Below are 23,799 nucleotides of genomic sequence, written 5' to 3'. Positions count from 1 at the left end.
GCGCTCGCGGGGCCCAGCGGCCTCGGCGACGCCGCGGCGGCGGCCGGCGCGGGCGCCGCGGTCACGCTGATCGAGCGGGACAACCCGACCGCCCGGCTGATGGAGTTCGCGAAGATCAACGGCCAGATCCAGGCCGACACGGTGCAGCGGGTCGTCGACATGGTCCGGGCCAGCCCGGCCGAGACCGTCGAGGTGCTGCGCACCTGGATCCAAGAAGAGTAGCGCGTCGAGGATCGGGGACGAACGATGGCGGCAGGTCTGGCGAATTCCCTGACGGCCGAGGGCGGCGACGCCTTCGCGACGATGCCCGGCCCGCAGCGCGCGGCCGCGCTGCTGCTGATGCTCGGCGAGGCCGAAGGCGCCCAGATCTGGCAGATGCTGGAGGAGGAGGAGGTCAAGAAGGTCAGCCACGCGATGGTCCAGCTCGGCACGCTGGAGGTCGCCACCGTCGAGAAGCTGATCATCGAGTTCGTGACGAAGCTCAGCAACAGCGGCGGCATCTCGTCGAACTTCGAGCGCACCGAGGCGCTGCTGCTGAAGATCTTCCCGTCCGATCAGGTCTCGCTGATCATGGCCGAGATCAAGGGCGCCTCGGGCAAGCGCGTCTGGGCCTCGATCGCCCAGGTCGACCCGGAGATCCTGGCTTCGTTCCTGCGCAACGAGTACCCGCAGACCGTGGCGGTGGTGCTGTCGCGGGTGCGGGCGGACTACGCCGCCAAGGTGCTCACCATCCTGCCCGAGGACTTCGCCATCGACGTCCTGAACCGGATGCTCCGCATGGAGACGGTGCAGAAGGAGGCCCTGCGCCACATCGAGGAGACCCTGCGGGTCGAGTTCGTCTCGACCATCGCGCAGACCCAGCGCCGCGACGCCCACGAGATGATGGCGGACGTGTTCAACGCCTTCGACCGCCAGACCGAGGGCCGGTTCCTGGCCGCCCTGGACCAGGCCAATCGCGGCTCGGCCAAGCGCATCCGCGAGCTGATGTTCACCTTCGAGGATCTGCTGAAGCTCGATCCGGGCAGCGTCCAGACCCTGATGCAGAGGATCGACGGCGCGACCCTGTGCCTGGCGCTCAAGGGCGCCAACGAGCCGACCCGGGCCTTCTTCATGAGGCAGATGTCGACCCGGGCCGCCAAGAACCTGACGGACGAGATGGCTTCGCTCGGCCCGGTCCGCCTCAAGGAGGTCGATGAGGCGCAAACGAAGATGACCGAGGTCGCCAAGGACCTCGCCGAGAAGGGCGAGATCATGATCGCCAAGAACAGCGCCGAGGAGGAGCTGGTCTATTGAACGCCTCCTCGCCCCAGATCGCGAAGCCGTTCCTGTTCGAGACCGACTTCCGCAGCCCGCGCCCGAGCGCGGCGGCCCAGCGCGCCGCCGAGGCGGCCGCCCACGCGGAGGCGGAGGCGCATGCCCGCGGCATCCAGGAGGGCTTGGTCCAGGCCGAGTCCCAGATCCAGGGCCGGCTCGCCGCCGCGCTGAACCACCTGGCCGAGGCCGCCACCGCCCTCCTGGTCCGGGCCGACGCGCACGAGGCCGAGCGCGAGGCGCAGGCGGTCGAGGTCGCGGTGCTGATCGCCCGGAAGGTCGCCGGCGAGGCGCTCGACGCCGCCCCGCTCGCCAGCATCGGCGAGGCCGCCCGGGCGGCGCTCCAGCACCTGCGCGGCGTGCCCCACCTGGTGGTGCGCGTGCATGACGGCCTGGTCGAGGAAGCGGAAACCCTGGTGAAGCGGCTCGCCCGCGAACGCGGCTACGAGGGCCGCCTCGTGGTGCTGGGCGATCCCGACATGCACGCGGGCGACGCCCGCATCGAATGGGCCGACGGCGGCATCGTGCGCGAGCGCGCTCGCATCGAGGCCGCCGTCGCCGACGCCCTCGGCCTGCCACCGACCCCGTAAGGAGCCCGGATGTCCGACGATTTCAGCCTGCCCCAGCTCGGCGAGAACGACCCCGACTACGCCGCGGGCTCGATCCGCGACACGCCCACGACCCCGAAGACGGCCGCCGACCTGGAGCAGCTGTTCGACGTGCCCGTGATGGTCTCGGCGGTGCTCGGCTCCTCCCGCATGCCGATCGGCGACCTGCTCCGGCTCGCCCCCGGCGCCGTGCTCGAACTCGACCGGAAGGTCGGCGAGGCGATCGACGTGTTCGTCAACAACCGACTCGTCGCCCGCGGCGAGGTCGTCCTCGTCGAGGACCGGCTCGGCGTGACGATGACCGAGATCGTCAAGGGCGAATAGTTTTTTGATCTGCGGCGGAGACCGTCGCCTTGCCGAGGCGGCCCGCGCTCCGCGCCACGATGTTTGAGAGGGACGAACCATGCGGCTCCTGATGATCGGGCGGCTCAACGGCGAGCTGATCACCGCCTCCAAGATCGCGATGCGGCGCGGCGCCTCCGTCACGCAGGCGGACGCGATCCCGCAGGGCCTCAACGTCCTGCGCGCCAAGGGCGCCGACCTGATCATGATCGACGTGTCGCTGGCGGTGCGCGACCTCGTCGACGCCCTGGAGGCCGAGCGGATCCGCACCCCGGTCGTGGCCTGCGGGGTCTCGGCCGACGCGCAGACCGCCGTCGCGGCGATCCGGGCCGGCGCCAAGGAATACATCCCGCTGCCGCCCGATCCCGAGCTGATCGCCGCGGTGCTGGAGGCGGTCGCCTCCGACCGCGCGGCCTTCGTGTGGCGCGATCCGGCGATGGAGCGGGTGGTCAAGCTCGCCGAGCAGGTCGCCCCCTCCGAGGCTTCCGTGCTGATCACCGGCGAGAGCGGCACCGGCAAGGAGGTGCTGGCCCGCCACGTCCACCTGAAGTCGCACCGGGCCGGCAAGCCGTTCGTCTCGGTCAATTGCGCGGCGATCCCCGAGGCGCTGCTCGAATCCGAGCTGTTCGGCCACGAGAAGGGGGCGTTCACCGGGGCGGTCGCCCGACGGATCGGCCGGTTCGAGGAGGCCAACGGCGGCACCCTGCTGCTCGACGAGATCTCCGAGATGGACGTGCGCCTGCAGTCGAAGCTGCTGCGGGCCCTGCAGGAGCGGGTGATCGACCGGGTCGGCGGCACCGCCCCGGTGCGGGTCGACATCCGCGTGCTGGCGACCTCGAACCGCAACCTGATGGAGGAGGTCCGCAAGGGGACGTTCCGCGAGGACCTGTTCTACCGCCTCAACGTCGTCTCGCTGAAGCTGCCCGCCCTGCGCGACCGGCCGGCCGACATCCTCGAACTCGCCGCCCACTTCGCCCGGAAATACGCCGAGGTGAACGGCGTCCCGGCCCGCGCCCTCAGCGCCGAGGCGCGGGCGCTGGTGGTGAAGAACCCCTGGCGCGGGAACGTGCGCGAACTCGAGAACACCCTGCACCGGGCGGTGCTTCTGGCCTCCGGGCCCGAGATCGGCCCCGACGCGATCCTGTCGCCGGACGGCGAGGCGATCGCCACGGCGGGCCCGGCCGGCCGCGCCGTGCAGGCCGCGGAAGCCGCCACCCGCGGCCTGGTCGGCCGGACCGTGGCACAGGTCGAGTGCGACCTGATCCTCGACACCCTCGACCATTGCCTCGGCAACCGCACCCATGCGGCCAAGATCCTCGGCATCTCGATCCGGACCCTGCGCAACAAGCTCAACGAGTACGTCTCGGCCGGCCTCGACGTGGCCGAGCCCGGCGCCGCCCGGGCGAGCGCGGCTTACGGCTGAGCCTCCTCTCGGACGGACGGCCGTATCACGCGCTTGGAAGCGGCCGGATTGCGCCCGGTCGCAGCTTGCACGCGCGGCGACCTTCAAGATAGGCACCGCTTGCCGCGAGCTGGATGGCGGCGGCGGCCCAGAAGATCGCGTTGTCCGATCCGAGCTGCCTCAGCAAGCCGAACAGGGCCGGGGCGAAGGCGTAGGCGGCCTGCGAGACCGCCACGATCAGCGCGACCACCCGCGGCGCATCGGCCCGTGCGAACTCGACCTGCGCGATGAGCGGCGGCAGCGAGGTCGCGTTGCCGATGCCGAACCCGACGAGGACGATCCCGACGAGGAGCAGGGCGACGTCGGTGCTGCCGGACAGGATCAGCACACCGCAGCCCAGCGCCTGGATCAGCAGGTTGAGCGCGGCGACGGCGCGGCGATCCGCACCGGCCGGCATGCACCAGCCGACGAGCATCCGCCCAGCGATGGCCGCGGCGGTGGAGAGCCCGGCCGCCAGGCCCGCCCCTTGGGTGCCCAGGGCCGGTACGAGTACGGAGACGAACTGGGCGATCAGGCCGATCTGCGCGAACAGCGCCAAGGCCATGCCGAGACTCAACGTCAGGAAGGCCCGGTCGCGCGTCAGACGTCCTGTGAGGTGCAGGGCCGTGTCGTCGATAGCCGTGCGTTCGACCGTGCCCGCATCACCATCGGGACCTTGGCCCCTGGCAGCCGGGGTCTGAGGGAACACGATCAAGGCGAGCAGCCCGACGGTGCCGACCATGACGGCGCCGACGATCAAGGCTGCCGCCGGAAAGCCGACCCAGCCGATCAGCGCAACCCAGAGCTGAGAGAACACGACCCCGCCGATGCTGGCGCCGTTATAGGCCATGCTCAACGCAGCCGGACGTTTCGTGACGAACCACGGGGCGATCATCGCATTGATGGCGGCGGCACCGAGCGCCGGCCAGCCCGCGCCGCTCAGCAGCGCGGCGCCATAGAGCTGCCAGGGGCTTTCGGACCAGGACCATCCCAAGACACCGAGGGCCAGCAACACGGCGCCTGCAAAGGTGATGGCGGGCACGCCGAAACGTCGATGCAGCGCGGGCAGATTGGCGATGATGCCGACGCCCACCAGGAAATGCAGGGTGACGGCCCCGGAGATCAGGGTGATCGGCCAACCATGAGCCTGACGGACCACTTCCAGATAGACCGGCGGCCCATAGAATCCGACGCCCCAGCCGAGCACCGCGACGATGAAGGCGGCCGCTACGACGCGCCAGCCATAGAACTGCGATGCGGCGTTCATGCTCGAAACTCTGCACGGGCACATGGATTGGACGAGGGGAAGCGCCGCCCGATCCGGTGCCCCCGCGCTCGGCCTCGGCGTCCATCGGGATCGCCGGCTCGAGCCAAGCCTATGCCGGAGGAACCCGCCCGATTGCTTCGGTGGACACCGAACTGTCGCTGTCCGAAACGCGCTACGATCGGCGTGCGAGGTGGAGCGATGGTGACGACTGTCTCGGTTGCGCAGGTCGGCGCCCTGGTGGGCGATCCGGCGCGCGTGGCCATGCTGCAAGCCCTGATGGACGGTCGCGCATCGACGGCCTCCGAACTCGCGCAGGCCGCCGGGATCACGCCGCAGACTGCGAGCGGCCATCTCGCTCAGTTGGCGGCGGCGTCCCTCGTGACCATGTCGAAGCAGGGGCGGCATCGGTATCACCGCCTCGCCAGCCCCGAGGTTGCCCAGTTGCTGGAAAGCCTCATGCGGCTCGCCTCCGACGCCGCGTCAGTTCGGCCCCGGACGGGACCGCGGGATCCACGTCTGAGGCTCGCACGAACCTGCTACGATCATATGGCTGGCTGGCTCGGCGTCCGGCTCGCCGATGCGCTGGTGACGCGAAGCTGGGTCGAGATCGCCGACGACGGAGCGGTGGTCACGCCGGAGGGCCTGCATCGTCTGTCAGCCCTCGGACTCGATGTCGCGGCCGGCGGGCCAGCGAAGCTCCTGTGCCGGCCGTGCCTGGACTGGAGCGAACGCCGTCCGCATCTCGCCGGTCGGCTCGGCGCAGCCCTCTGCGCGCACAGTCTGCAACGGGGCTGGGTGCGGCGGCAGGCGGGCTCGCGGGCGCTCGATGTCACGCCCGCCGGCTGGCGCGATTTCCACGCGCTGTTCAACATCACGCCGCCCGCGTCGCCCTGAACCGCGTCAGCGTCCGCCGCGGGACGTCTTGTGCGCCTCGGTCTGGGCCGCGAAGGCCGCGTCGAGTTTGCGCAGGGATTCGTAGCGGGCGACGTCGCCCTCCACGTCGCGGATCGTCTCCTCGACGAGGTGGCGCTGCAGCGCGACGCGCGGATCGTCCGGGGGCAGCGCCTCGCGCTCCTGCAGGCGGAGCACGGCCTGGCGCACCACCGTGTAGACCGCCTCGCGCTCCGCCCGGTTCATCGAGGGCTGGATCGCCTTCGCGACGAGATCGGAGAAATCCGACATGGACCGTTAGACTTCGCTCATCGATCAGGGGAGGCCCGGGAGGCCGGGCCGTCTCCCTCTACAGACCGCGCGCCGCGGGATCCAGACCCCGCGGCGTCGGCTCACATCCGCTGATCGCGGATGCCAGCGATCAGGAGCGAGGACGAGCTCCAGAGCACGAAGAAGCAGAAGAACGCCACGATCAGGCTGTGGCCCCGCTCGGGGTAGAGGCTGTCGGTCGGCAGGACCGGCGGCACGAAGGTCGCCAGGAAGATGTGCTGCTTGCTGGCCGAGATGCGGGCCCGGTCGAGCAGCACGTTCGCCGATTCCTCGAGCTTCTCGGCGATGGTCCGCTCGACCAGAAGGCCCTCGTACTGCAGCAGCGCCTCGGTCAGGTTGGTGCCGCCGCCCGCGGCCGCGCCGGCATTGGTCAGCTCGTCCTGCAGCGTCTTCATCTGCTGCTCGATCGCCGCGATGTTGGAGGCCAGCGTCTGGATCGAGCGCGAGCGCTCATCGAGGTTCGAGCCGCGCAGGACCTGCAGGTCGGTCTCGAGCTTGAGCTTCTCCTTGCGCAGGATCGTGAGCGTGGTCAGCGTCCCCTCGGCGGTCTTGATCGGATCGATCACGCCCCACTGGTTGCGGAAGCTCTGGAGCCCGAGATGCGCCTTGCGCAGGCGCTCCTGCGCCACCGTCGCATCCGCCTGGGCCTGCTTGACCATGTCGGCCTGGGCGCGCTTCGAGATGTCGTTGATCAGCGCCTCGGCCCGGGTCACCACCTCGTTGGCGATGGTCAGGGCGTCCTGGGGGGTGAAGGCCCGCACCGACAGGCGAATCACGCCCGAGATCGAGTCGATATGCGCCTCGACGTGCTTGCGCCAGTATTTGGTGAGGTCCTCGACCGGATCCTTCGGGTCGAACCGGGCCCAGAAATCCGCCTCTTGGCGGGAGAACATCTTCGAGATGCCGATGCTTTTTTCCAGAGCCTCGACCAGCGTCTGGCTCTCGATGTAGTCGCGGACGATGAAGCTGTCCTGGCTGTTGTGCTTCTGAATCAGGTTCGTGTACTGGCCGAGCGAGATGTTCTCCATCGGCTCGACGTTGCCGCGCACCGCGAACTGGGCCTCGGCGACGTACTGGTTGGAGGCGAAGCCGAACAGGTACAGGCCGACCACCAGGGTCGGCAGCAGCACGAACAGGCCGACCCGGCGGATCACCCGCGCGCCATAGCTCGACGTGTCCTCCCGGCGCCGGCTCAGGCCGGGCAGCCGGGTCCAGTCGAGGCGCTCGCGTGCCGCTTCCATCAGAGCCCGGGCGCCACGCTTCTCCGGCACCGGACGGATCGTCTCGGCACCGTGGCGCAGCTCGGTCATCGTCGATGGCGCGAACGTCACGAGTTCGCCTTCGCGCGTGTCGTCCTTGACGTCGTCGAAGCTCATCCGCTCACTGTTCCTGGGTCTGCGCCGGATCCGCCACCGCGAAACCGGCCGGAGGGCGGCCCGTGCGCGGCTCCGGAATCCCGTTCTTTTCGGCCCTTTTTAAGGCACCCGCCCCCCACCCCGCCCCGGCGGGCCGCACCGCGGCGACGGGCAAGGTAGCCGGGCCCGGTATCGCACCGTACAGTCTCCCGATGATGACAGACCCCAGCGTCTCTCCCGGCCGCCCGGCCGCGGCGAAGGCCGACAAGACCAAGCTTGCCAAAAATCAGGTCGCCAAGACCCAGCTCGCCAAGACCAAGCTGACTGAGGTCGTGGTGGTGTGCGCCAAATGCGCCAAGCGCCAGGGCCTGCGTCCGCGCGCGGTGCGGGCGCTGCTGAAGGGCGCGGCCAAGCAGGCCGCCAAGGACGGGCTGCTCGCCGACCGGACCAAGCTCTGCATCGTCGAGTCCGGCTGCCTCGGACCCTGCCCGAAGCGGGCGGTGGCGGTGGCTACGGGGGCGAGCCTGGCGGCCGGCCGCGTCGTGCTGCTCGATCCCGATTCCAAGCCCGAGGAGGCCCTCGCCGCGGTACTGCGCCCCGTGCTACCGCAGCCGCGCCCCCCGAATTCGGCCCCAATACGTCCCTAGCGGCGGTGCCACCTACCGAATCGCCGCCCAGTTCCCGGCCGGCACAACCTGGAGCCCTCGCCCTTGCCCGCCACTCGGCGCACATCCCCCACGGTCCGGCCGTGAGCGGCGACCGCGCCGCCCCGGCGCGTCGCGTCGGCTTGGCCGTGCTGCGCCGGCTGCCGCTGATCGGCACGCTGATCGGCCTGGGCCTCGCGGTCTGGTTGGTGGCAACCAACGATCTGTCCGCAGTCGCGGCGGCGTTCGGGCGAATCGGGTTCGTCGGCTTTGCCGGCGTCACGCTGGTCCGCGCGCTCGTGGTCCTGATCTGCGGCTTCGCCTGGGCCCGCATCCTCGATGGCCTGTCGCCCGCCCCGGCTTCGGCCTGCCTGATCCTGCGCTTCGTGCGCGAGGGCATCAACGTGCTGCTGCCGGTGGCCTCGGTCGGCGGCGACGTCCTCGGGGCGCGGCTCCTGACCTTCTGGGGGGTGGCCGGCTCGCTGGCTGCGGCCTCCGTGCTGGCCGACATGCTGTTCCAGGTGGGCACGCTGGCGCTGTTCGCAGGCCTCGGCGCCGGGCTGCTGAGCCAGGTCGAGGGGCCGGCCGCCGCCGAGCTCGCGAACTGGACGCTGCGCACCCTCGCGGTGGCGGGACTGGCGGTCGGGGCGTTCTTCGCGCTCCAGCGGACCGGGATCGTGCGCGTGGTCGAGGACCGTATCGCAGCCCTGGGCCGGCGCTTCGTGCGCGAGACGGAGGCGCGGCCGGAACCCGCCCCGCGGATCCAGGGGGCGCTCGACACGGTCTGGGCGGCGGGACGGCGCGGCCGCCTCGTGCAGTCGTTCGCGCTTCACGCGCTCGCCTGGCTGCTCGGTGCCGCCGAGGTCGCGGTCGTGCTGACCTGCATCGGCGTCGATCAGGTCACCCTGTCGGAGATCCTGGTGATCGAGGCGCTGAGCCAGGCGATCAAGGCGGCGGCCTTCCTGGTGCCGAGCGGCCTCGGCGTGCAGGAGGGCGGCCTCGTGCTGGTCTGCGGCCTGTTCGGCATCGATGCCGGGACGGCGATCGCCCTCTCGCTCGCCCGCCGCGTTCCCGATGTCGTGCTCGGCCTGCCGGCCCTCCTGGTCTGGCAGAACCTCGAGGCGCGGCGCACGGGGGTCCGGCCGGCGACGCCCACCTGCGACCGCCCGTGACCCCGATGACCGACACGCCGCATCGCGACACTCAGGGCCGCCCGGCCCGTAACCGCCGCACGCTGCTGGGCCTCGCCATGCTGGCCGGGGCCGTGCTGGCCGCCGGACCGGCCCTGTCCCAGAGCCTCAGCGTCGATCTCGGCGCCGGCGGCACCACCGAGCGGGCGCTCCAGCTCGTCGCGCTGATCACGATCCTGGCGGTGGCGCCGTCCGTGCTGGTGATGGCGACCGCGTTCACCCGGATCGTCGTGGTGCTGTCGATCCTGCGCTCGGCGCTCGGCACCCAGACCGCGCCGCCCACCGCGGTGATCGTCAGCCTGGCGCTGTTCCTCACCGCCTTCGTGATGGCGCCCACCGGCCGCGTGGCCTACAGCGCCGGGATCGAGCCGCTGGTCGCCGGGCGGATCACGCAGGCTCAGGCCTTCGAGCGCGCCTCGGCGCCGTTCAAGACGTTCATGCTGAAGAACGTCCGCGAGAAGGACCTGAAGCTGTTCCTCGACCTCGCCAAGGTGCCGGTGCCGAAGGGGCCAGAGGATGTCGGCCTCGAGATCGTGACCCCGGCCTTCATGATCTCGGAGCTGCGCCGCGCCTTCGAGATCGGCTTCCTGCTGTTCATCCCGTTCCTGATCATCGACCTCGTGGTCGCCTCGGTGCTGATGGCGGTGGGCATGATGATGGTGCCGCCCGCCACCGTCGCGCTGCCGTTCAAGCTGATCTTCTTCGTGCTGGTCGACGGCTGGACCCTGGTGGCCGGATCGCTGGTCCAGAGCTACGGCGGATAGAGCGCACGCCGCCGAAGTGGACACCGGTTCAGTGCACGCAGGTGGATCAGGACAATGACGTCGCGGCGCTAGGTGGTTGCAGTCAGGCCGGATACCTCGCAAGATTCATCCAGGCAGACGTATAGAGTCTCGAAGGCTGTTTTAACCCGGGTTTAGCAATCTCTTGCTAACAGAGCGCATGCTTCTCGTGCGCCGCTATGTTTGTGATCAGAGAGGGGCCGCAGCGGTCGAATTCGCCCTGGTGGCGATGCTGTTCATCCTGACTCTTCTGTTTATCATGACCGTAGCCACGATCCTGTTTATCAATCAGTCGCTCGACTATGCCACGACTCGCGCCGCACGGCAGATCCTGACAGGGGCCGCCCAGACGAGCGCCCTCGATCAGGCCGGCTTCAAGACCGCCCTGTGCCGGAACCTGCCGGCCTCGATGACATGCGCCAACCTCGTGGTGAACCTGTACCTGGTGCCGCCCGGAAGCGGGTCGAGCGGCTACTACAGCTACGTGAGATCCGATGTCAGCGGCCTGGCGATCCCGGCGCTGACCCCCGGGTCCGGCCAGTACAGTCTCGGCACGCGCGGACAGTACCAGTACCTCCTGGTGATCTATCCGATCACGTTCCTGCCCTCCGCCTTCGCGAAGATGCTGGGCGGCGGCGCGGTGTTCAATGGCGCCCCGGCCTACCTGGCGGTGTCGACGGCGGCGTTCCGCAACGAGCTGTTCTGATGCGCGGGCGCACGCCGACGAACCGGATGGCCCGCGTCGCGGGATCGCGACCGGCTCAGGTCGAGCCGCCATCGGCGAAGGGCTTCCTGCGCGACAGGCGGGCGGTCTCCGCGATCGAGTTCGCCCTGATCCTGCCGGTGCTGCTGATCCTGATGCTCGGCGGGACCCAGCTGATCACGTATATCAACGCCAGCCGCAAGGTCGGGCTGGTCGCCCAGTCGATCAGCCAGATGATGTCCCAGGCGATGCCGCCCGCGGGCTCGACGGTGGCGACCGTCAACGCCACCGACCTGCATTTCAGCTTCGATTCCGCCCTGGTCCTGTTCCCGTACCTGATGACGGACGCGCCGCGGCAGGGTCTGCAATGGTGGCAGGACATCGCCATCACCTACGCCGCCGTCGCGTTCACCCAGACGGCGGCAAACTGCACCGGCGGCGACCTGAGCGCCTGCTACACGGCCGCCGTCGCCTGGACGAGCTCGGGGACCAGCGGGGGCAACTACCGGCCCTGCACGGTCCCGCAGCTTCCGGCCGCCGACACGGCCCCGCCGAACCGCACCACGCTCCCCCGCTCGGTCTTCGGGCCGGGATCGATCGTGGCGATCGACGTCGTCTTCAACTTCAAGCCGTCCTTCGGCGCGCGGTTCATCCCCGCCGTGCGGATCGCCCGCTCGATGTACGTGCAGCCGCGCTACGCCACGCTGGTCAATTTCGACCCGGCGGGCAACGATGGGATCGCCACCAAATGCCCGGGCTTCTGAACCGCGTGCAGCGCCGCGTCGCCCAGGCGGCGGGCCTCTCGGGCGCACGCTCCGGCAACGTGACGATCCTGTTCGCCCTGAGCCTGCTGCCGATGGTCGGCCTGCTCGGCTACGGGATCGATTACGGCGTCGCGATCACCGACAAGTCCAAGCTCGACGCCGCCGCGGATGCGGCCGCCATCGCCGCGGTGGCGACCGCGAAGGCCTACATCGCGGCCAACCCGGGCCAGGCGAACGTCACCGCCAACGCCATCGCGGCCGGCATCGCGCAGGCGTCGAAAGCCTTCACGGTCAACGCCGGCACCGTGCCGTTCGCGCAGGTGCAGCTTCAGACGCCGCAACTCACGCGCAAGAGCCAGACGCTCGTGTCGACGGTCGTCTACAGCGCCACGGTGAAGAACAATTTCGGGCAGATCTTCCGGACCCCGACCACGAACTTCTCCAACACGGTCACGGCCTCGGCCGACCTCGCGAGCTACCTCGATTTCTACCTGCTGCTGGACGTGTCGGGCTCGATGGGCCTGCCGGCGACCACCGCCGGCATGAGCAAGCTGGCGAGCCAGAACAACGACAAGAGTTCGGACTACAAGCAGGGTTGCCAGTTTGCCTGCCATTACCAAACCTACAACGGCTGGACCCTTGCCGCCGGCAAGATACAGCTGCGCTCGGACGCACTGAACACGGCGGTCTGCTCGTTGATCCAGCGGGCCGCCAACCCGTCGGTGACGAGCCAGTACCGCGTCGGCCTGTACCCGTTCATCAACCAGATGGGTACGCTCGCCGACATCAACAGCTCCATCGCCACCCTGAACACCGTCGCCGACTGTGCCAACACGAACCCCTACCCGCTCGCCCTGACCAAGCTTCTGGATACCGGCACGACGCAGCTGTCCACGGGGGGGGACCCGAGCACCGGCACGGGGGCCGGCGGAACGCATTTCGAGGTCGTCCTGCCGCAAATGAAGGCCGCCATCACCAATGCAGGCGGATTCGGGGACGGCTCCAGCACCGGTGCCCGCAAACCGTTCGTGTTCCTGGTCACCGACGGCATGCAGAACGGCCAGCACTATTCCATCAACAAGAACGGCAAATACTACTACCCGGGTAGCCCCTCGAAATTCCCGGGCTACGCCGCCGGCGACTTCGACGGCTCGTCTCCCGCGCAGATCGATCCGTCACTCTGCACCGCGCTCAAATCGGCCGGTGCGACGGTCTCGATCCTGTACATCCCCTACAACAGCATCGCCTTCACGGATTACGGCGGCGGCATCGCCGCAGAAAACAAGAAGGTCAACGGATTGAACCCGACGCTGGCGGCGACCGTGCAAAGCTGTGCGTCACCGGGATATTTCTACACGGCCAACAGCCCAGACGACATCACGACCTCGCTCAACGCGATGTTCGACAAAGCGCTTCAGGTCGCACGCCTGACGCAATAGGCGCCCGGATCAGGCCTCGACGATCCGCACCCGCGAGAACCCCTCCTCCACGGTCGGCGGCTCGAACAGGCTGGCGACCGTGCGGATGCTCGCCTCGGGGACGATCGCGTCGGCGCGCCGCTGCCGGTTCCGTTCGAGCGCGACGTCGAGCGGAACGCGGATCAAGACGGGCCTCCACGGGGACGCCGTGACGGCGCGCGACGGCGATGATCGGCGCCCGGTGCCGAACGCCCGGGAGAGCCGCGTCGAGATAGACGGGACCGACATCGTCGGCCTGCGCGGCGATCCAGGTCGACTTGCCCGCGCCCTGCAAGCCGCAGACGACCACGACACGCCGGACGCCGCCGCCCGCCAGCGCCTGCTCGAGCGCCGCATGGGTCTGTCGCCAAGCCTCGGCGTTCCGCTCCGGCGTTCAGAGGCGGCCGGATCCGGTTTCGAGGAACCGGTCCGGATCGATCACCAGCGCGATCACCAGCGTCATCCGGCTCTCAGCCCGGGGGCGCGCCGCGGGCTTCTGCGCTGGTCTGGCGCTCGCCCGCGGCCGCGCCGCGTTCGGGGAGAGCGGTCTCGGGATAGCGCTTGCGGTACTCGGCCAGGAAGGCCGACAGGGTGTCGGCCTTGGTGGCGCGGGCCGCAATGGCGCGGAATTCCGGGGTCTTCGTCGGGTTGGCGCCCGTGAGCAGCGCGAAGGTGCGCGCGTCGGGGCTCTCGGCCATCGCCTCGGAGAACTTCGCCTTCAGCCGCTCGAGACCGATCGCCTCACCGGCGAGGTCGTACGCGATGGCGGCCCGCACCGCGTCGGCCCGGGCCTGCACGTCGAGGGGCCGGCCGGCGCGCCAGGCGTCGCCGAGCAGCGATTCGTGCGATTCGCCGGCCTCGCGCCAGCGGCGGGCGCCCCAGTAGATGTCGGCCCGCAGCCGCTCGATATCGGGGCCGCTCTCATCCTCGATCGTTTCCAGGGCCAGGTCGGTGCGGGTCAGGTCCGAGAGGGCGCGGGCGCGGACCAGGGCGCGGGCGCGCTTCAACTCGCCGGGCAGCTCGGGCAGGTTGGTCGCGTCGAGGGCTTGCAGCGCCCGCATCGGCTTGTCGTCCATCAGCCGGATCGTGGCGAGCCGGGCCGCCACCGCGGAGCGGGCGGGACCGGTGAGCCGGTTGTCGATCTGGTACTGGAGCAGGTCGGCGGCCGAATCCAGGAGGTCGAGCCCGACCAGGCGGTCGGCCAGCCGGCGCACCACCTCGTCCCCGCGCCGCCCGATCGGGGCCAGCTCGCGGAAATCGAAGTAGAGCGCCACGGCCTCGATCCCGGTGAGCCGGTCACCCTTGTCGGTGAGATAGAGGTTCTCGAAGGCGGTGCGCACCTCGCGGGAAAGCGCCTGCGTGGCCGTGTCGTTCGGCGCGATAGCGTTCGCCCGGCGCAGGGCCGCGAACGCGTCGCGCCAGCGACCGGCGTCGAGGTAGAGCCGCGCCAATCCGACCGCAATGCCGGTCTCGGTGGGGCCGCCATGCCAGGTCAGCGCCAGCCGTTCCAGCCGCTCGATCGCGGCATCCGGCTCGATCTTGCCGGCGGCCCGGGCGAGCAGGGTGCCGCGCAGTTGCGCCTCGGCCGCCACCGGCCGCTGGCCGACTTGCTCCAATCGGGCATACGCATCGAGCGCCGCGTCGGCCTGGCCGGTCGCCTCCGAGACGCGGGCTCGGACCAGGGCGAGCCGGTCGCGGATCCAGCGCGGCAGGTGGGCCGCGTCCTCCGCCCGGGCGGCGGCGGTCTCGGCGTCGCCGTTCTCGATCGCCGCCTCCGCGGCCTGGGCCCGGATCTGCTGGGCGAGGTCCGTGGGGTAGCCATCGGCGACCGGCAATGCGTTGGGGAAGCCGGTCTCGGCCGCCTTCCAGTCGCCGAGACCGGCCGACGCCATCGCGCGCCACAGGGCGGCCTCCGGGTCGCTCGCGAGTCGCGGCCCCGACAGGGCCTTCAGGGCCTCGGCGTTGCGGCCGCTGCGCACGAGGGCCAAACCGCGCAGGATCGCGACGTCGCGCTGGGTGGCGAGCAGCGGATCCTCGGCTGCCGCCGCCTCCAGGGCTGCGAGGCCTTCGAGATCGAACCCGTTGGCGATGTTGGCGCGGGCGAGCGCGAGGCGTGCCGGCCCGCGCTCAGCCGGGGGCACCATCGCGGCGGTGCCGGCCAGCGTCCGGAGGGTCTCGCGTACGTTCCCGATCCGCGCCTGCTCCCAGGGCTCGCGCGCAACCGCGAGGGTGCCGGCCTCGGCCAGGGCGGGATCGGGCTTGCGCGCGGCCGTGGAGGCAGCAAGGCCGCCTTCCCGGCCGATCGTGACCGCGTCGAGCTGGGGTCGCACCGCGAGGTCGTCGGCGCTCGCCAGCACCGCGAGCCCGTGCCGGCTCGGCAGGATCTCGAAATCCACGAAGCGCCGGCTCTTTGGATTGCCGATCGCGCGCTGCGCCGCCGAGGCGACCACCGCGATGCGCTCGCCGTCGAGGTCGAGCCAGGTGGCCGATCCGGGCCGGGGCAGCGCCAGGGACACGGTGATCCGGCCGGACGGATCCGGCTTCCGGACCGGATCGAGCGTGTCGCTCGGGCTCAGCGTGTCGCCGGCCGACAGCTCCCAGGCCGATCCGGTTCCGGTCGTGACCGCGGCCAGATCGACCAGCCGGCCCGGCGGCACCCGGAAGCGCAGGACCGTGACCGGTCCGGTCCGGGTCGGCGCTCCGACCGGTGCAAGGCCCTGGTTGCCCGCCGGGGCGGTGACGGGCTCGGCGGTCTCGAACACCAGCGTGGCGACGCCGCCACGCTCGAACAGGGCGGCGGGCGGCAAGGTCGTGAACGGGAAGACCAGGCCGGAACCGGCCTTGCGGGTCGGAGGCGCCTCGCGGGCGGCGTCCGGGGTGGCCGGAGCCTCGGCCTTTCGGGTGGGCTGAGGAACCGGCACGACAGGATTGGCGGCGCCCGCATCGGCCGGCCCCGGCACCTCGGCCGCCTTCGATTCCGGGGCCTTGAGTGGCGTGCGGCTCACGACATCGATCGTGTAGGCCCCATCCTCCCGCTCCGTCGTGACGGTGTAGCCCTCGGCGGGGGTCAGCAGGATGCTGGCCGAACTCTCGTCCGACTCGGTGGCGAGCTTGGCGATACCCGGCCGCGGACGGCCCCGGGCCTCGTTCGAATCGATCGTCCAGGAACCGGCGACGCGCAGGCGCGTCGTCGGCCCCTCGGCGCTCACGGTCGCCACCGCCTCGTCGGGCAGGCGCAGCGACAGGCGCGTCAGGGTCGGCAGCCGGGCGAGTTCCAGCGCGAGGGCCTTGCGCGCCGGCGGGAGCATGCGCGCCTTCAGGGCTTCCTCGGCCACGCGGGCCCGGCGGGCGAGCTCGGCCACAACCTCGGGGGGCAGCGGCGGCGGCAGGCCCGACCAGCCCTCCGGCAGGAGGTCGACGAAGACGCGCTCGCCGGCCAGCTGGACGTTGGCCTGGTACGGCCGCTGCAGGGCGACCCGCAGGCCCGACCCGTCGGGGTCGCGCCGGACCATCGACACGAAGGCCGGCATCTCTTCGGCGATACGCTCGGGACCGGGGGTTACCCGCTCGCCGTAGCCGAGCAGCAGGATGCCGCCGGCGAGCTTCGCCTTGACGGTGACCGGCCTATCGAAGGTGAGCACGATCCGGCCGTAGCCGCCGGGTCCGCTGCCGGCCTCGCTGCCCTTGGCTGCGATCAGCCGCGCGGCGAGCGCCGGGTCGATCGCCGCCAGGAGCGCGAGCACGGGCAGCGACACGCGCAGCAGCCGCGTGCCGAGATATCCGCAGATCCCGGATCGATTGCCCCCCGAGCCCATCGCCCCGCCGATCCGATCCCGGAGCGCGACCCGACCGGGGCCGCGGCGCCGGGCGCCACACTGGGACCCACCCTGCGGCACGGCGGCTAACGCTGGCTTAACCGTAAGCCGGGGATTGGCGAGATCCGATCCGCCCGATGTCAGCCACTGAGGGCCACGGCGCGGTCGAGGGCCTGCGGGAAGCCTTGGAGGGGCACCGTGATGGTGGCGGGCTCGCTCCCGCTCGATTTCTGGCCGGTCACGAGCAACGTCTTGGCGTTGCGCATGCCGTCGAGCGCCAGGGTGGGGAAGCTGATCGGCACGAGACAGCCGTCGCTCACGCACATGCTGTAGGGTGCGCCCTTGCCGAGGGCCTGCTCGTCGAGCTTGAAACTCACGCCGGCCTCGATCGACAGGCCGAAGGGCATCAGCACGATGCCTTCCGAGCGGCCGTCGTTCGGAGATTGCAGTTCTAGGCCGAACTTGCGTCGGCCGGTCTGCGAATCACCCTGGGATTGCGCGACGATGCAGGTGACCTTCTCGCTCGGGCGCGTGCAGGTCATCGTCCAGTCGCCGTAGCTCTCGCTGACGGTGCTGGCACCGGTGGGCCAGGCCGCGTGCGCTGCGGCAGGCGCGGGCGCGGCAGCCGGTTTGGCGGCCGGCTTGGAGGCGGGCGGTTTCGGCTTGGGTTTAGGCTTGGCCTTGGCCGGCGCGTTGGCAGCGGCGGGTGCCTCGGGCTCGGCATCCTGGGCACGCGGCGACGCGAACGGCACGGCAAGCAGCAGCGTCGCGGTCAGACTGAAGCGAACGACCGCTCGATACGTCGACATGGAATCACGATCCCCCAGGGCCATTGACGGCAAAGCCGCCTAACGTCCCAATCGGGGCGAGGCAATCACCCGGCGACGCAGGTCCGTGCTGTCGCCACGTCCTCAGAGCGGGTTCGGTCCGCCCGCGGCCTCGGCGAGGGCGCAGCGGCGCGCGAAGGCGGCCTTGGACCCGTGGCGGACGACGCGGGCCAGGGAGAAGACGAGGGTGAGGATGCCGGGATCGCGGTCGGCGGTCTCGGCGACCGGGCCGGGGATGCGTGTGGCGATGATGGCGAGCATGACGACTCCGAAGATCAGGATCTCGGACGTTTCCTCGGCCTCGATCTATTGATCTTGTCGGGAGGCCTTTGCTGCATCGCAATATGAGCCATGCGATCGACACCTGCCACGGGCCATTGCGCGCAGGACACATGCACTGCGAACATGATGTTGCCCCAGCTCGATCAAGGGCGCCTTAACCCTCGATGGTGCAGCGCGGTTGACCGCCAGCGGGTGAACGGCCATTGAGCGGCCTTCTCGACGACACGATTCGACGAACGCGCCGATGCAGGCCGCGCGGCGTGTGCCTGTCGCCCCACTGTCACACGCGCGCCATAACCCGCTCGCGAGCCGAAGAGCGGACCTCAGGCGTCCGCCAGACAAGGACCTTCCGCATGACCGACCAGCCGTCCCGTCACCCGATCCATGGCCGCATCAGCGGCCCCATCGTGATGATCGGCTTCGGCTCGATCGGCCGGGGCACCCTGCCCCTCATCGAGCGGCACTTCGAATACGACCGCGCCCGCTTCACCGTGATCGACCCGGTCGACACCCACCGGGCGCTCGCCGAGACGCACGGCCTGCGCTTCGAGAAGGTGGCGCTGACGCGGGAGAACCTGCGCGACGTGCTCACTCCTCTGCTGACCGAGGGCGGCGGCCAGGGCTTCTGCGTGAACCTGTCGGTCGACACCTCGTCGCGGGCCATCATGGAGCTGTGCCGCGAGCTCGGCGCCCTCTACATCGACACGGTGGCTGAGCCCTGGCCGGGCTTCTACTTCGACAAGGACCGCAGCCAGGGCGACCGCACCAACTACGCCCTGCGCCAGGACATCCTCGACGCCCGCACCCAGAAGCCGGGCGGCACCACGGCGGTCTCCTGCTGCGGCGCCAATCCCGGGATGGTCTCGTGGTTCGTCAAGCAGGCGCTCCTGAACATCGCCAAGGATACCGGCGTCACCACGCCCGAGCCCAAGTCCCGCGCCGACTGGGCCGCCCTGATGAAGACCCTGGGCGTGAAGGGCGTGCACATCGCCGAGCGCGACACCCAGCGCGCCAAGAACCCGAAGCCCCGGGGCGTGTTCGTCAACACCTGGTCGGTCGAGGGCTTCGTCTCGGAGGGCAACCAGCCGGCCGAGCTCGGCTGGGGCACGCACGAGACCTGGATGCCGGCCAATGCGCGCGAGCAGGAGAAGGGCTCGCGCTGCGCGATCTACCTGCTGCAGCCGGGCGCCGACACGCGGGTGCGGAGCTGGGTACCCACCGCCGGCTCGCAGTTCGGCTTCCTGGTGACCCACAACGAGGCGATCTCGATCGCCGACTACTACACGGTGCGCGAGGGCGATAAGCCGGTCTTCCGCCCGACCTGCCACTACGCCTATCACCCGGCCGACGACGCCGTGCTCTCGCTCCACGAGATGTTCGGCAAGGCCGCCAAGGTGCAGGAGCAGCAGCACATCCTCGACGAGACCGAGATCGTCGACGGCATCGACGAGCTGGGTGTGCTCGTCTACGGCCACGCCAAGAACGCCTACTGGTACGGCTCGCAGCTCTCCATCGAGGAGACCCGGCGGATCGCCCCCTACCAGAACGCCACCGGCCTGCAGGTGACCTCGGCGGTGCTCGCCGGCATGGTTTGGGCCCTGGAGAACCCGGAGGCCGGCATCGTCGAGGCGGACGAGATGGATTTCCGCCGCTGCCTGGAGGTCCAGACCCCGTATCTCGGCCCGGTCGTGGGCGTCTACACCGACTGGACCCCGCTCACCGACCGCCCGGGCCTGTTCCCGGAGGACATCGACACCAGCGATCCCTGGCAGTTCCGCAACGTGCTGGTGCACGGCTGACGACGGCCGGGCCGGCGGATCAACCCGCCGGCCCAATCCTGCTTTCGGCAAACGGCTGCCCCAGGCTTAACCGTAAAAACGGGGGGCTCGGGGCAAATGGAATCGACCACGCAAGACAAGATCCTGATCGAGCAGCGCGTGACCAACGAAGGGCCGAGCGTCGTCCTGGCCTACCTGCTCTGGTTTTTCTTGGGCGTCTTCTCCGCGCACCGGTTTTATCTCGGGCGCACAGGCTCTGCGATCCTTCAGAGCGTCCTCAACTGCATCCTGATCGGATTCATCTGGGTCGTCGTCGACCTGTTCCTCCTCCCAGACATGGTGCGCGCCAAGCAGGCCGGCCTTCGCGCACGCTTGACGCGGGAACTCAGCCCGTCCGGCAGCCGCGCTCTGGCCTCGCCCACGCACGGTTGAGCCTCGCCGCGGCTACTCGGCCTGCCGGCGGGTCACAAGGGTGCGGTTCGGTTCGACCTCGCTCGCATCCTGCTGGTAGAGCGGTACGATCACCCGCAGCCAGCCGCGGGTCTCGCGGCCGCGATAGTTGCGCTGGGCCACGTCGCGGGTGAGGTAGGCCTGCAGGTTCACCGGCCCGAAATTGTACCCGACCAGGCCGCCCACAGCGATCTGCCCCTGCGGCCGGTAGCTGGACACGCCGGTCGGAAGGTCGCTCGATCCGAACGCGACGGCACCGACCTGCCACTTGCCGAACCTCTTCGCCGCCGTCAGGTCGAGGTTCAGGTAGTCCGGGTAGAGGGCGCCGAAGGGCGAGCGCGTCTCGAGGAAGATGCCGTGGAGCAGGTTCGCGGTCAGGTTCCACTCCTGGCCGGTGTAGCTGATCGCGAATCGGTGGGTCAGCGACGCGGATTGGGTCAGGAAGCGCGTCTCGATCGGCAGGTAGCCGCCGAAGAAGTAGCTGACGCCGACATCGTGGCCGAGATCCCAGGCGAGCTGGGCCGCCAGCAGCGGCTGGCCGATGCCGCTCTGATAGGGCGCACCCTGGAGGGTGGCGGCCACCACCGGCTGGGTGACGAAGAACTGCAGGCGCCCGCCCGCGATCTCCCACGGCGTCGCCCACGCGAAGGTCGGCAGGTTGACGTTCGTCGCGGTATCGCCCGGCCGCGCGCTCCGCGAGCCGAAGCTCGACAGGTTCACGAAGTACAGGCCCACGGGGAGCTGCGCGCCCACGGGCAGGCCGATCGTCTGCCCCGGCTGGGCCGCGGAAGCAGCGCGTGCGGGTGCCGCCGCCCCCACGCTGTAGATAGCAAGTGCAGCCGACGCGATCCCGCGTAATCCCAGGCTCAATCCGGTCATCAGAACCCCGATTTAGAGCCCCGGAACGCGGGGCCGATCAGGGTGGGACGATCCGCCGAACCGCCGGCATCCCGGCTCTACGGCCAAGCCGTGCGGAACGACACGCACTCGACATGCGCGGCCATGAGGCCGGGACTAAGTCAGCCGCGACCGTTTTCCGCTGTCGCGGTCACGCTAGTCCGCCGTCCCCACCGTCACGGAGAAATCCGCCCGGTAGCTTTGCCCTTCGACCGGATTGGAAACCCAGCGGCAGCGGCCGATCCGCATGTCATGCCCCGCGTGGAAATGGCCGGAGATCCACGCCTCCGGCCGGGCGGCATCGGGGAGATCGTCGAGTGCGGTGCTGGCGTAGAAGGCCGGCACCCACCAGGGTACGCCGGGCTGGTCCCGGTACCGGTCCGCCGCCAGGGGACTCGCCGGGTGATGGGTGACCACCACGGTCGGGCCATCGTGCGGCCGGGCGAGCGCGGCGTGCAGGGCGGCCCGCTCCTGCGTGTGCGCCGCCATGGCGTCGGAGGGCTGCCAGGCGGCGCCATCGGCCCTGCGGATCGATCCGAGATATTCGCGGGAGCCCGTCACCGGATCGGTCATGCGCGCGGCCGCGAAGGCGATCGGATCATCCGGGCGCCCGGGTGCGTCCGCGGCGAGCCAGCGGCCGGCGAGGCGCCAGTCGCTCCACAGGGTCGTGCCAAGGAAGCGCACGCCGTCGATCACGCAAGCCTCGGCGCCCTGAAGCAGGTGGATGCGCGCGCCGAGGGCGTTCACCCGGGCGACCTCGGCCTCCAGAGCGGCCAGGAGCTCCGGCGCGGTGCGCGGGTCGCCGGTCGGCGCGTAACGCTCGTGGTTGCCCGGCACCAGGACGATCGGTTTGCCCTGCGCCAGGTGGATCAGAGCCGCCAGCCCCCGCTCGGGATGCCCCTCGTAGAGGTCCCCCGGGCAGGCGAGCAGGTCGAACGGCTCCTTTGGCAGCGCGATCAGGTCGAGCCGCCGCCGCTCCAGATGGAGATCGGAGATGGGGAAGATGCGCATGAGGGTGCCTATTTCGCAGCGGCCCGACGCTCGGCCGCGGCGGCCCGGAAGATGTCGGCGGCGGAATCGGCGTTGAGGACCGCGATGCCGGCCGCCGCGACGAGGTCCGGCCAGGGGCTCGGATGGAGGGCGGTGACCAGCCCGGCCGCGATGATCGCCAGGTTGGCGTAGGCGTCGTTGCGGGCCGAGAGATAAGCCGCGCGGGTCAGGCTGCCCGAGCCGGACCGGTGCCGGGCGAGCATCAGCGCGCAGGTGAGGTTCACCGCGAGCGCGCCGAGGCCGGTCAGCGTCAGCGGCAGGGCCGACGGAGGAACGAAGTCGGCAAACTTCTCATAGGCGGCGTAGGCGGTCGCCAGGGCCGGCACGAGCAGGATGAACGCCATGGCGGTGCCGAGGCGCGCACGGTTGCGCGCGCTCCAGGACAGGCCGGCGAAGATCAGCAGGTTGATCGCCGCGTCTTCGAGGAAATCGAGGCTGTCGGCGATGAGCGCCACGGATCCGATGGCGAGCGCCACCGCGATCTCGATGCCGAAATAGCCGAGGTTGAGCGCCGCCACGCGGGCGACGACCGGGCGCAGGGCGGGCGGCTCGGGACGGGCGGCGGGTTCAGCGGTCACGGGGCGCGTCATCGCCGAGTGCGGGGCGCCTGTCGAGCCGCTGTTGAGAAAACCCTGGCCGCGCCTCAAGAAAGTTCAAGGATCCTGCGCCGTCGTCCGGGTGGATTCGGCGGCGCGATCGTGCGACGCGGTCTTGTTGAGCCGGCCGCGCCAGAGTTGCGACCGGCCGGAACCGGAGGTCTGCCGAGCCATGCTGCCCGAATTGCGCGTGCTCTATTTCGAGGATCTCGAGGTCGGGTTGTCGGAAACCCTCTCGAAGACCATCGCGTCCTCCGACGTCGTCGGATTCGCCGAGATCACCGGCGACCGCAACCCGATCCACCTGTCCGAGCACTTCGCCGCCCGCACGCCGTTCGGCACCCGCATCGCTCACGGCCTGTACACAGCCGGGTTGATCTCGGCGGTGCTCGGCACCCGCCTGCCGGGGCCGGGGGCGGTCTACATCTCGCAGACCCTCAACTTCCGGGCGCCGGTGCGCATCGGCGACATCGTCGACGTCACCGTCACGGTCGCCGAGCTGATGCCGGAGCGTCGCCGGGCCCGCCTCGCCTGCCGCTGCTCGGTGGCCGGGGAGACCGTGCTCGACGGCGAGGCGCTGGTGAAGGTGCCGACCAAGGCCGAGGCAGACCCGCTGGCCGTCCGCGCCGAGCGCAAGCAGAGCTGACATGGGCGGGGCCGGGGAGACGGTCGCCGCGGAGACCATCGCGGACCCGGACGACCCGCGCCTCGAACCCTACACGAAGATGCGGGAGCGCGACCTCGTAGGCCGCTCCCGGCGCTTCATCGCCGAGGGCGAGGTCACCCTGCGGCTGCTGCTCGGCCCGCGGACCCGCTTCCGGGCGGAATCGATCCTGCTCGCCCCGGAGCGCTGGCCGGGCCTCGCCCCGGACGTGGCCGCCTGCTCGGACAGGCCGCCGGTCTATCTCGCCGCCAAGGCGGTGATGAGCACGGTGACCGGCTTCCCGATCCATCGCGGCGTGCTGGCGGTGGGCCTGCGCGACTCGGAGCCCGCCCCCGCCGACCTCGTGCCGCCGGCC

24 protein-coding genes and 2 pseudogenes are annotated in these 23,799 nt (G+C 70.5%); 16 read left to right on the top strand and 10 right to left on the bottom strand.

Annotated elements, in window-relative coordinates; genetic code table 11:
* The 5 genes and pseudogenes from FV242_RS24930 to FV242_RS24910 all read left to right on the top strand — a co-directional run.
* Positions 1-222: pseudogene (locus FV242_RS24930) on the top strand (flagellar M-ring protein FliF); the annotation flags it as partial.
* A gap of 24 nt (positions 223-246) precedes the next feature.
* The gene (locus FV242_RS24925; protein ID WP_147907494.1) at positions 247-1,293 is read left to right on the top strand and encodes a flagellar motor switch protein FliG; all 1,047 of its coding nucleotides are present in this window, start codon (positions 247-249) and stop codon (positions 1,291-1,293) included.
* Positions 1,290-1,901: a FliH/SctL family protein gene (locus FV242_RS24920; RefSeq protein WP_187278557.1), complete on the top strand. Its 612-nt coding sequence runs from the start codon at positions 1,290-1,292 to the stop codon at positions 1,899-1,901. The genes FV242_RS24925 and FV242_RS24920 overlap by 4 nt, the downstream gene beginning before the upstream one ends.
* A 9-nt stretch (positions 1,902-1,910) precedes the next feature.
* Complete coding sequence (gene fliN, locus FV242_RS24915) at positions 1,911-2,243, top strand: flagellar motor switch protein FliN (protein WP_147856538.1); 333 nt, start codon at positions 1,911-1,913, stop codon at positions 2,241-2,243.
* Positions 2,244-2,322: 79 nt separating this feature from the next.
* Positions 2,323-3,684, top strand: coding sequence for a sigma-54 dependent transcriptional regulator (locus FV242_RS24910; protein WP_147907496.1), 1,362 nt, complete (start codon positions 2,323-2,325; stop codon positions 3,682-3,684).
* 25 nt (positions 3,685-3,709) lie between these two features.
* Here FV242_RS24910 and FV242_RS24905 read toward each other — a convergent pair whose 3' ends face one another.
* Positions 3,710-4,969: an MFS transporter gene (locus tag FV242_RS24905; RefSeq protein ID WP_147940799.1), complete on the bottom strand. Its 1,260-nt coding sequence runs from the start codon at positions 4,967-4,969 to the stop codon at positions 3,710-3,712.
* A gap of 198 nt (positions 4,970-5,167) precedes the next feature.
* Here FV242_RS24905 and FV242_RS24900 point away from each other — a divergent pair, with 198 nt between their 5' ends.
* Positions 5,168-5,863 carry a helix-turn-helix transcriptional regulator gene (locus FV242_RS24900; protein ID WP_147940798.1) on the top strand — a complete coding sequence of 232 codons (696 nt, stop codon included), beginning with the start codon at positions 5,168-5,170 and terminating at the stop codon, positions 5,861-5,863.
* 6 nt (positions 5,864-5,869) lie between these two features.
* On the opposite strand, the gene FV242_RS24895 is transcribed toward FV242_RS24900, so the two are convergent.
* Entirely contained in the window at positions 5,870-6,151 is a 282-nt protein-coding gene (locus FV242_RS24895) for a hypothetical protein (protein ID WP_147907499.1), read from the bottom strand.
* 101 nt (positions 6,152-6,252) lie between these two features.
* A complete protein-coding gene (locus FV242_RS24890; RefSeq protein WP_147907500.1) occupies positions 6,253-7,566 on the bottom strand; it encodes a capsule biosynthesis protein in 1,314 nt (437 codons plus the stop codon).
* A 194-nt stretch (positions 7,567-7,760) separates the two neighbouring features.
* Here FV242_RS24890 and FV242_RS24885 point away from each other — a divergent pair, with 194 nt between their 5' ends.
* From FV242_RS24885 to FV242_RS24860, 6 genes are all read left to right on the top strand, one after another.
* A complete protein-coding gene (locus tag FV242_RS24885; RefSeq protein ID WP_246692867.1) occupies positions 7,761-8,192 on the top strand; it encodes a hypothetical protein in 432 nt (143 codons plus the stop codon).
* A gap of 101 nt (positions 8,193-8,293) precedes the next feature.
* Complete coding sequence (locus tag FV242_RS24880) at positions 8,294-9,361, top strand: flippase-like domain-containing protein (protein WP_147907501.1); 1,068 nt, start codon at positions 8,294-8,296, stop codon at positions 9,359-9,361.
* Positions 9,362-9,438: 77 nt separating this feature from the next.
* Positions 9,439-10,143, top strand: a complete 705-nt coding sequence (gene fliP, locus FV242_RS24875; protein ID WP_147907553.1) for a flagellar type III secretion system pore protein FliP — start codon at positions 9,439-9,441, stop codon at positions 10,141-10,143.
* A gap of 178 nt (positions 10,144-10,321) precedes the next feature.
* A complete protein-coding gene (locus FV242_RS24870; RefSeq protein ID WP_147907502.1) occupies positions 10,322-10,867 on the top strand; it encodes a TadE/TadG family type IV pilus assembly protein in 546 nt (181 codons plus the stop codon).
* Positions 10,867-11,628: a TadE/TadG family type IV pilus assembly protein gene (locus tag FV242_RS24865; RefSeq protein ID WP_246692866.1), complete on the top strand. Its 762-nt coding sequence runs from the start codon at positions 10,867-10,869 to the stop codon at positions 11,626-11,628. The genes FV242_RS24870 and FV242_RS24865 overlap by 1 nt, the downstream gene beginning before the upstream one ends.
* A complete protein-coding gene (locus FV242_RS24860) occupies positions 11,613-13,067 on the top strand; it encodes a TadE/TadG family type IV pilus assembly protein (RefSeq protein WP_147940797.1) in 1,455 nt (484 codons plus the stop codon). Before FV242_RS24865 ends, FV242_RS24860 begins: the two co-directional genes overlap by 16 nt.
* Positions 13,068-13,076: 9 nt before the next feature.
* On the opposite strand, the gene FV242_RS35730 is transcribed toward FV242_RS24860, so the two are convergent.
* From FV242_RS35730 to FV242_RS34770, 4 genes are all read right to left on the bottom strand, one after another.
* On the bottom strand, positions 13,077-13,232 hold the full coding sequence (locus FV242_RS35730) for a hypothetical protein (RefSeq protein WP_246692865.1): 156 nt from the start codon (positions 13,230-13,232) through the stop codon (positions 13,077-13,079).
* Positions 13,233-13,555: 323 nt separating this feature from the next.
* Entirely contained in the window at positions 13,556-16,900 is a 3,345-nt protein-coding gene (locus tag FV242_RS24850; protein WP_147940796.1) for a hypothetical protein, read from the bottom strand.
* Positions 16,901-17,040: 140 nt separating this feature from the next.
* Entirely contained in the window at positions 17,041-17,709 is a 669-nt protein-coding gene (locus FV242_RS24845; RefSeq protein ID WP_147907505.1) for an invasion associated locus B family protein, read from the bottom strand.
* Between the two features lie 102 nt (positions 17,710-17,811).
* Positions 17,812-17,988 carry a hypothetical protein gene (locus tag FV242_RS34770; protein ID WP_187278556.1) on the bottom strand — a complete coding sequence of 59 codons (177 nt, stop codon included), beginning with the start codon at positions 17,986-17,988 and terminating at the stop codon, positions 17,812-17,814.
* 374 nt (positions 17,989-18,362) lie between these two features.
* On the opposite strand from FV242_RS34770, the gene FV242_RS24840 reads away from it, so the two are divergent.
* Both FV242_RS24840 and FV242_RS24835 read left to right on the top strand, forming a co-directional pair.
* Complete coding sequence (locus FV242_RS24840; protein ID WP_147907506.1) at positions 18,363-19,808, top strand: homospermidine synthase; 1,446 nt, start codon at positions 18,363-18,365, stop codon at positions 19,806-19,808.
* 96 nt (positions 19,809-19,904) lie between these two features.
* Positions 19,905-20,219: a TM2 domain-containing protein gene (locus tag FV242_RS24835; RefSeq protein WP_147940795.1), complete on the top strand. Its 315-nt coding sequence runs from the start codon at positions 19,905-19,907 to the stop codon at positions 20,217-20,219.
* A gap of 12 nt (positions 20,220-20,231) precedes the next feature.
* Here the strand turns inward: FV242_RS24835 and FV242_RS24830 are convergent, their stop codons facing one another.
* The 3 genes from FV242_RS24830 to FV242_RS24820 form a co-directional block, all read right to left on the bottom strand.
* A complete protein-coding gene (locus FV242_RS24830) occupies positions 20,232-21,116 on the bottom strand; it encodes a transporter (RefSeq protein WP_147940794.1) in 885 nt (294 codons plus the stop codon).
* A gap of 174 nt (positions 21,117-21,290) precedes the next feature.
* Positions 21,291-22,145 (bottom strand): metallophosphoesterase, encoded by an 855-nt coding sequence (locus FV242_RS24825; RefSeq protein WP_147940793.1) that lies wholly within the window; start codon positions 22,143-22,145, stop codon positions 21,291-21,293.
* Positions 22,146-22,153: 8 nt separating this feature from the next.
* Positions 22,154-22,774 carry a cation transporter gene (locus FV242_RS24820; RefSeq protein WP_147940792.1) on the bottom strand — a complete coding sequence of 207 codons (621 nt, stop codon included), beginning with the start codon at positions 22,772-22,774 and terminating at the stop codon, positions 22,154-22,156.
* A gap of 178 nt (positions 22,775-22,952) precedes the next feature.
* Here FV242_RS24820 and croR point away from each other — a divergent pair, with 178 nt between their 5' ends.
* Positions 22,953-23,426 carry a 3-hydroxybutyryl-CoA dehydratase gene (gene croR / locus FV242_RS24815; RefSeq protein ID WP_147857469.1) on the top strand — a complete coding sequence of 158 codons (474 nt, stop codon included), beginning with the start codon at positions 22,953-22,955 and terminating at the stop codon, positions 23,424-23,426.
* A gap of 1 nt (position 23,427) precedes the next feature.
* Positions 23,428-23,799 (top strand): annotated as a pseudogene (locus FV242_RS24810) (RNA methyltransferase); the annotation flags it as partial.

This window comes from Methylobacterium sp. WL64, assembly GCF_008039945.1.
GTDB lineage: Bacteria > Pseudomonadota > Alphaproteobacteria > Rhizobiales > Beijerinckiaceae > Methylobacterium.
The sequence above is the reverse complement of the archived record's forward strand: the minus strand, read 5'-3'. Positions and strand labels throughout refer to the sequence as shown.

Bases quoted from the DNA above. Each gene is read 5' to 3' on its own strand.
- FV242_RS24925 (WP_147907494.1), top strand. From the start codon at position 247: ATGGCGGCAGGTCTGGCGAATTCCCTGACGGCCGAGGGCGGCGACGCC.
- fliN (WP_147856538.1), top strand. From the start codon at position 1,911: ATGTCCGACGATTTCAGCCTGCCCCAGCTCGGCGAGAACGACCCCGAC.
- FV242_RS24910 (WP_147907496.1), top strand. From the start codon at position 2,323: ATGCGGCTCCTGATGATCGGGCGGCTCAACGGCGAGCTGATCACCGCC.
- FV242_RS24905 (WP_147940799.1), bottom strand. From the start codon at position 4,969: ATGAACGCCGCATCGCAGTTCTATGGCTGGCGCGTCGTAGCGGCCGCC.
- FV242_RS24900 (WP_147940798.1), top strand. From the start codon at position 5,168: ATGGTGACGACTGTCTCGGTTGCGCAGGTCGGCGCCCTGGTGGGCGAT.
- FV242_RS24895 (WP_147907499.1), bottom strand. From the start codon at position 6,151: ATGTCGGATTTCTCCGATCTCGTCGCGAAGGCGATCCAGCCCTCGATG.
- FV242_RS24890 (WP_147907500.1), bottom strand. From the start codon at position 7,566: ATGAGCTTCGACGACGTCAAGGACGACACGCGCGAAGGCGAACTCGTG.
- FV242_RS24885 (WP_246692867.1), top strand. From the start codon at position 7,761: ATGACAGACCCCAGCGTCTCTCCCGGCCGCCCGGCCGCGGCGAAGGCC.
- fliP (WP_147907553.1), top strand. From the start codon at position 9,439: ATGCTGGCCGGGGCCGTGCTGGCCGCCGGACCGGCCCTGTCCCAGAGC.
- FV242_RS24870 (WP_147907502.1), top strand. From the start codon at position 10,322: ATGCTTCTCGTGCGCCGCTATGTTTGTGATCAGAGAGGGGCCGCAGCG.
- FV242_RS24865 (WP_246692866.1), top strand. From the start codon at position 10,867: ATGCGCGGGCGCACGCCGACGAACCGGATGGCCCGCGTCGCGGGATCG.
- FV242_RS24860 (WP_147940797.1), top strand. From the start codon at position 11,613: ATGCCCGGGCTTCTGAACCGCGTGCAGCGCCGCGTCGCCCAGGCGGCG.
- FV242_RS24850 (WP_147940796.1), bottom strand. From the start codon at position 16,900: ATGGGCTCGGGGGGCAATCGATCCGGGATCTGCGGATATCTCGGCACG.
- FV242_RS24845 (WP_147907505.1), bottom strand. From the start codon at position 17,709: ATGTCGACGTATCGAGCGGTCGTTCGCTTCAGTCTGACCGCGACGCTG.
- FV242_RS34770 (WP_187278556.1), bottom strand. From the start codon at position 17,988: ATGCTCGCCATCATCGCCACACGCATCCCCGGCCCGGTCGCCGAGACC.
- FV242_RS24840 (WP_147907506.1), top strand. From the start codon at position 18,363: ATGACCGACCAGCCGTCCCGTCACCCGATCCATGGCCGCATCAGCGGC.
- FV242_RS24835 (WP_147940795.1), top strand. From the start codon at position 19,905: ATGGAATCGACCACGCAAGACAAGATCCTGATCGAGCAGCGCGTGACC.
- FV242_RS24830 (WP_147940794.1), bottom strand. From the start codon at position 21,116: ATGACCGGATTGAGCCTGGGATTACGCGGGATCGCGTCGGCTGCACTT.
- FV242_RS24825 (WP_147940793.1), bottom strand. From the start codon at position 22,145: ATGCGCATCTTCCCCATCTCCGATCTCCATCTGGAGCGGCGGCGGCTC.
- FV242_RS24820 (WP_147940792.1), bottom strand. From the start codon at position 22,774: ATGACGCGCCCCGTGACCGCTGAACCCGCCGCCCGTCCCGAGCCGCCC.
- croR (WP_147857469.1), top strand. From the start codon at position 22,953: ATGCTGCCCGAATTGCGCGTGCTCTATTTCGAGGATCTCGAGGTCGGG.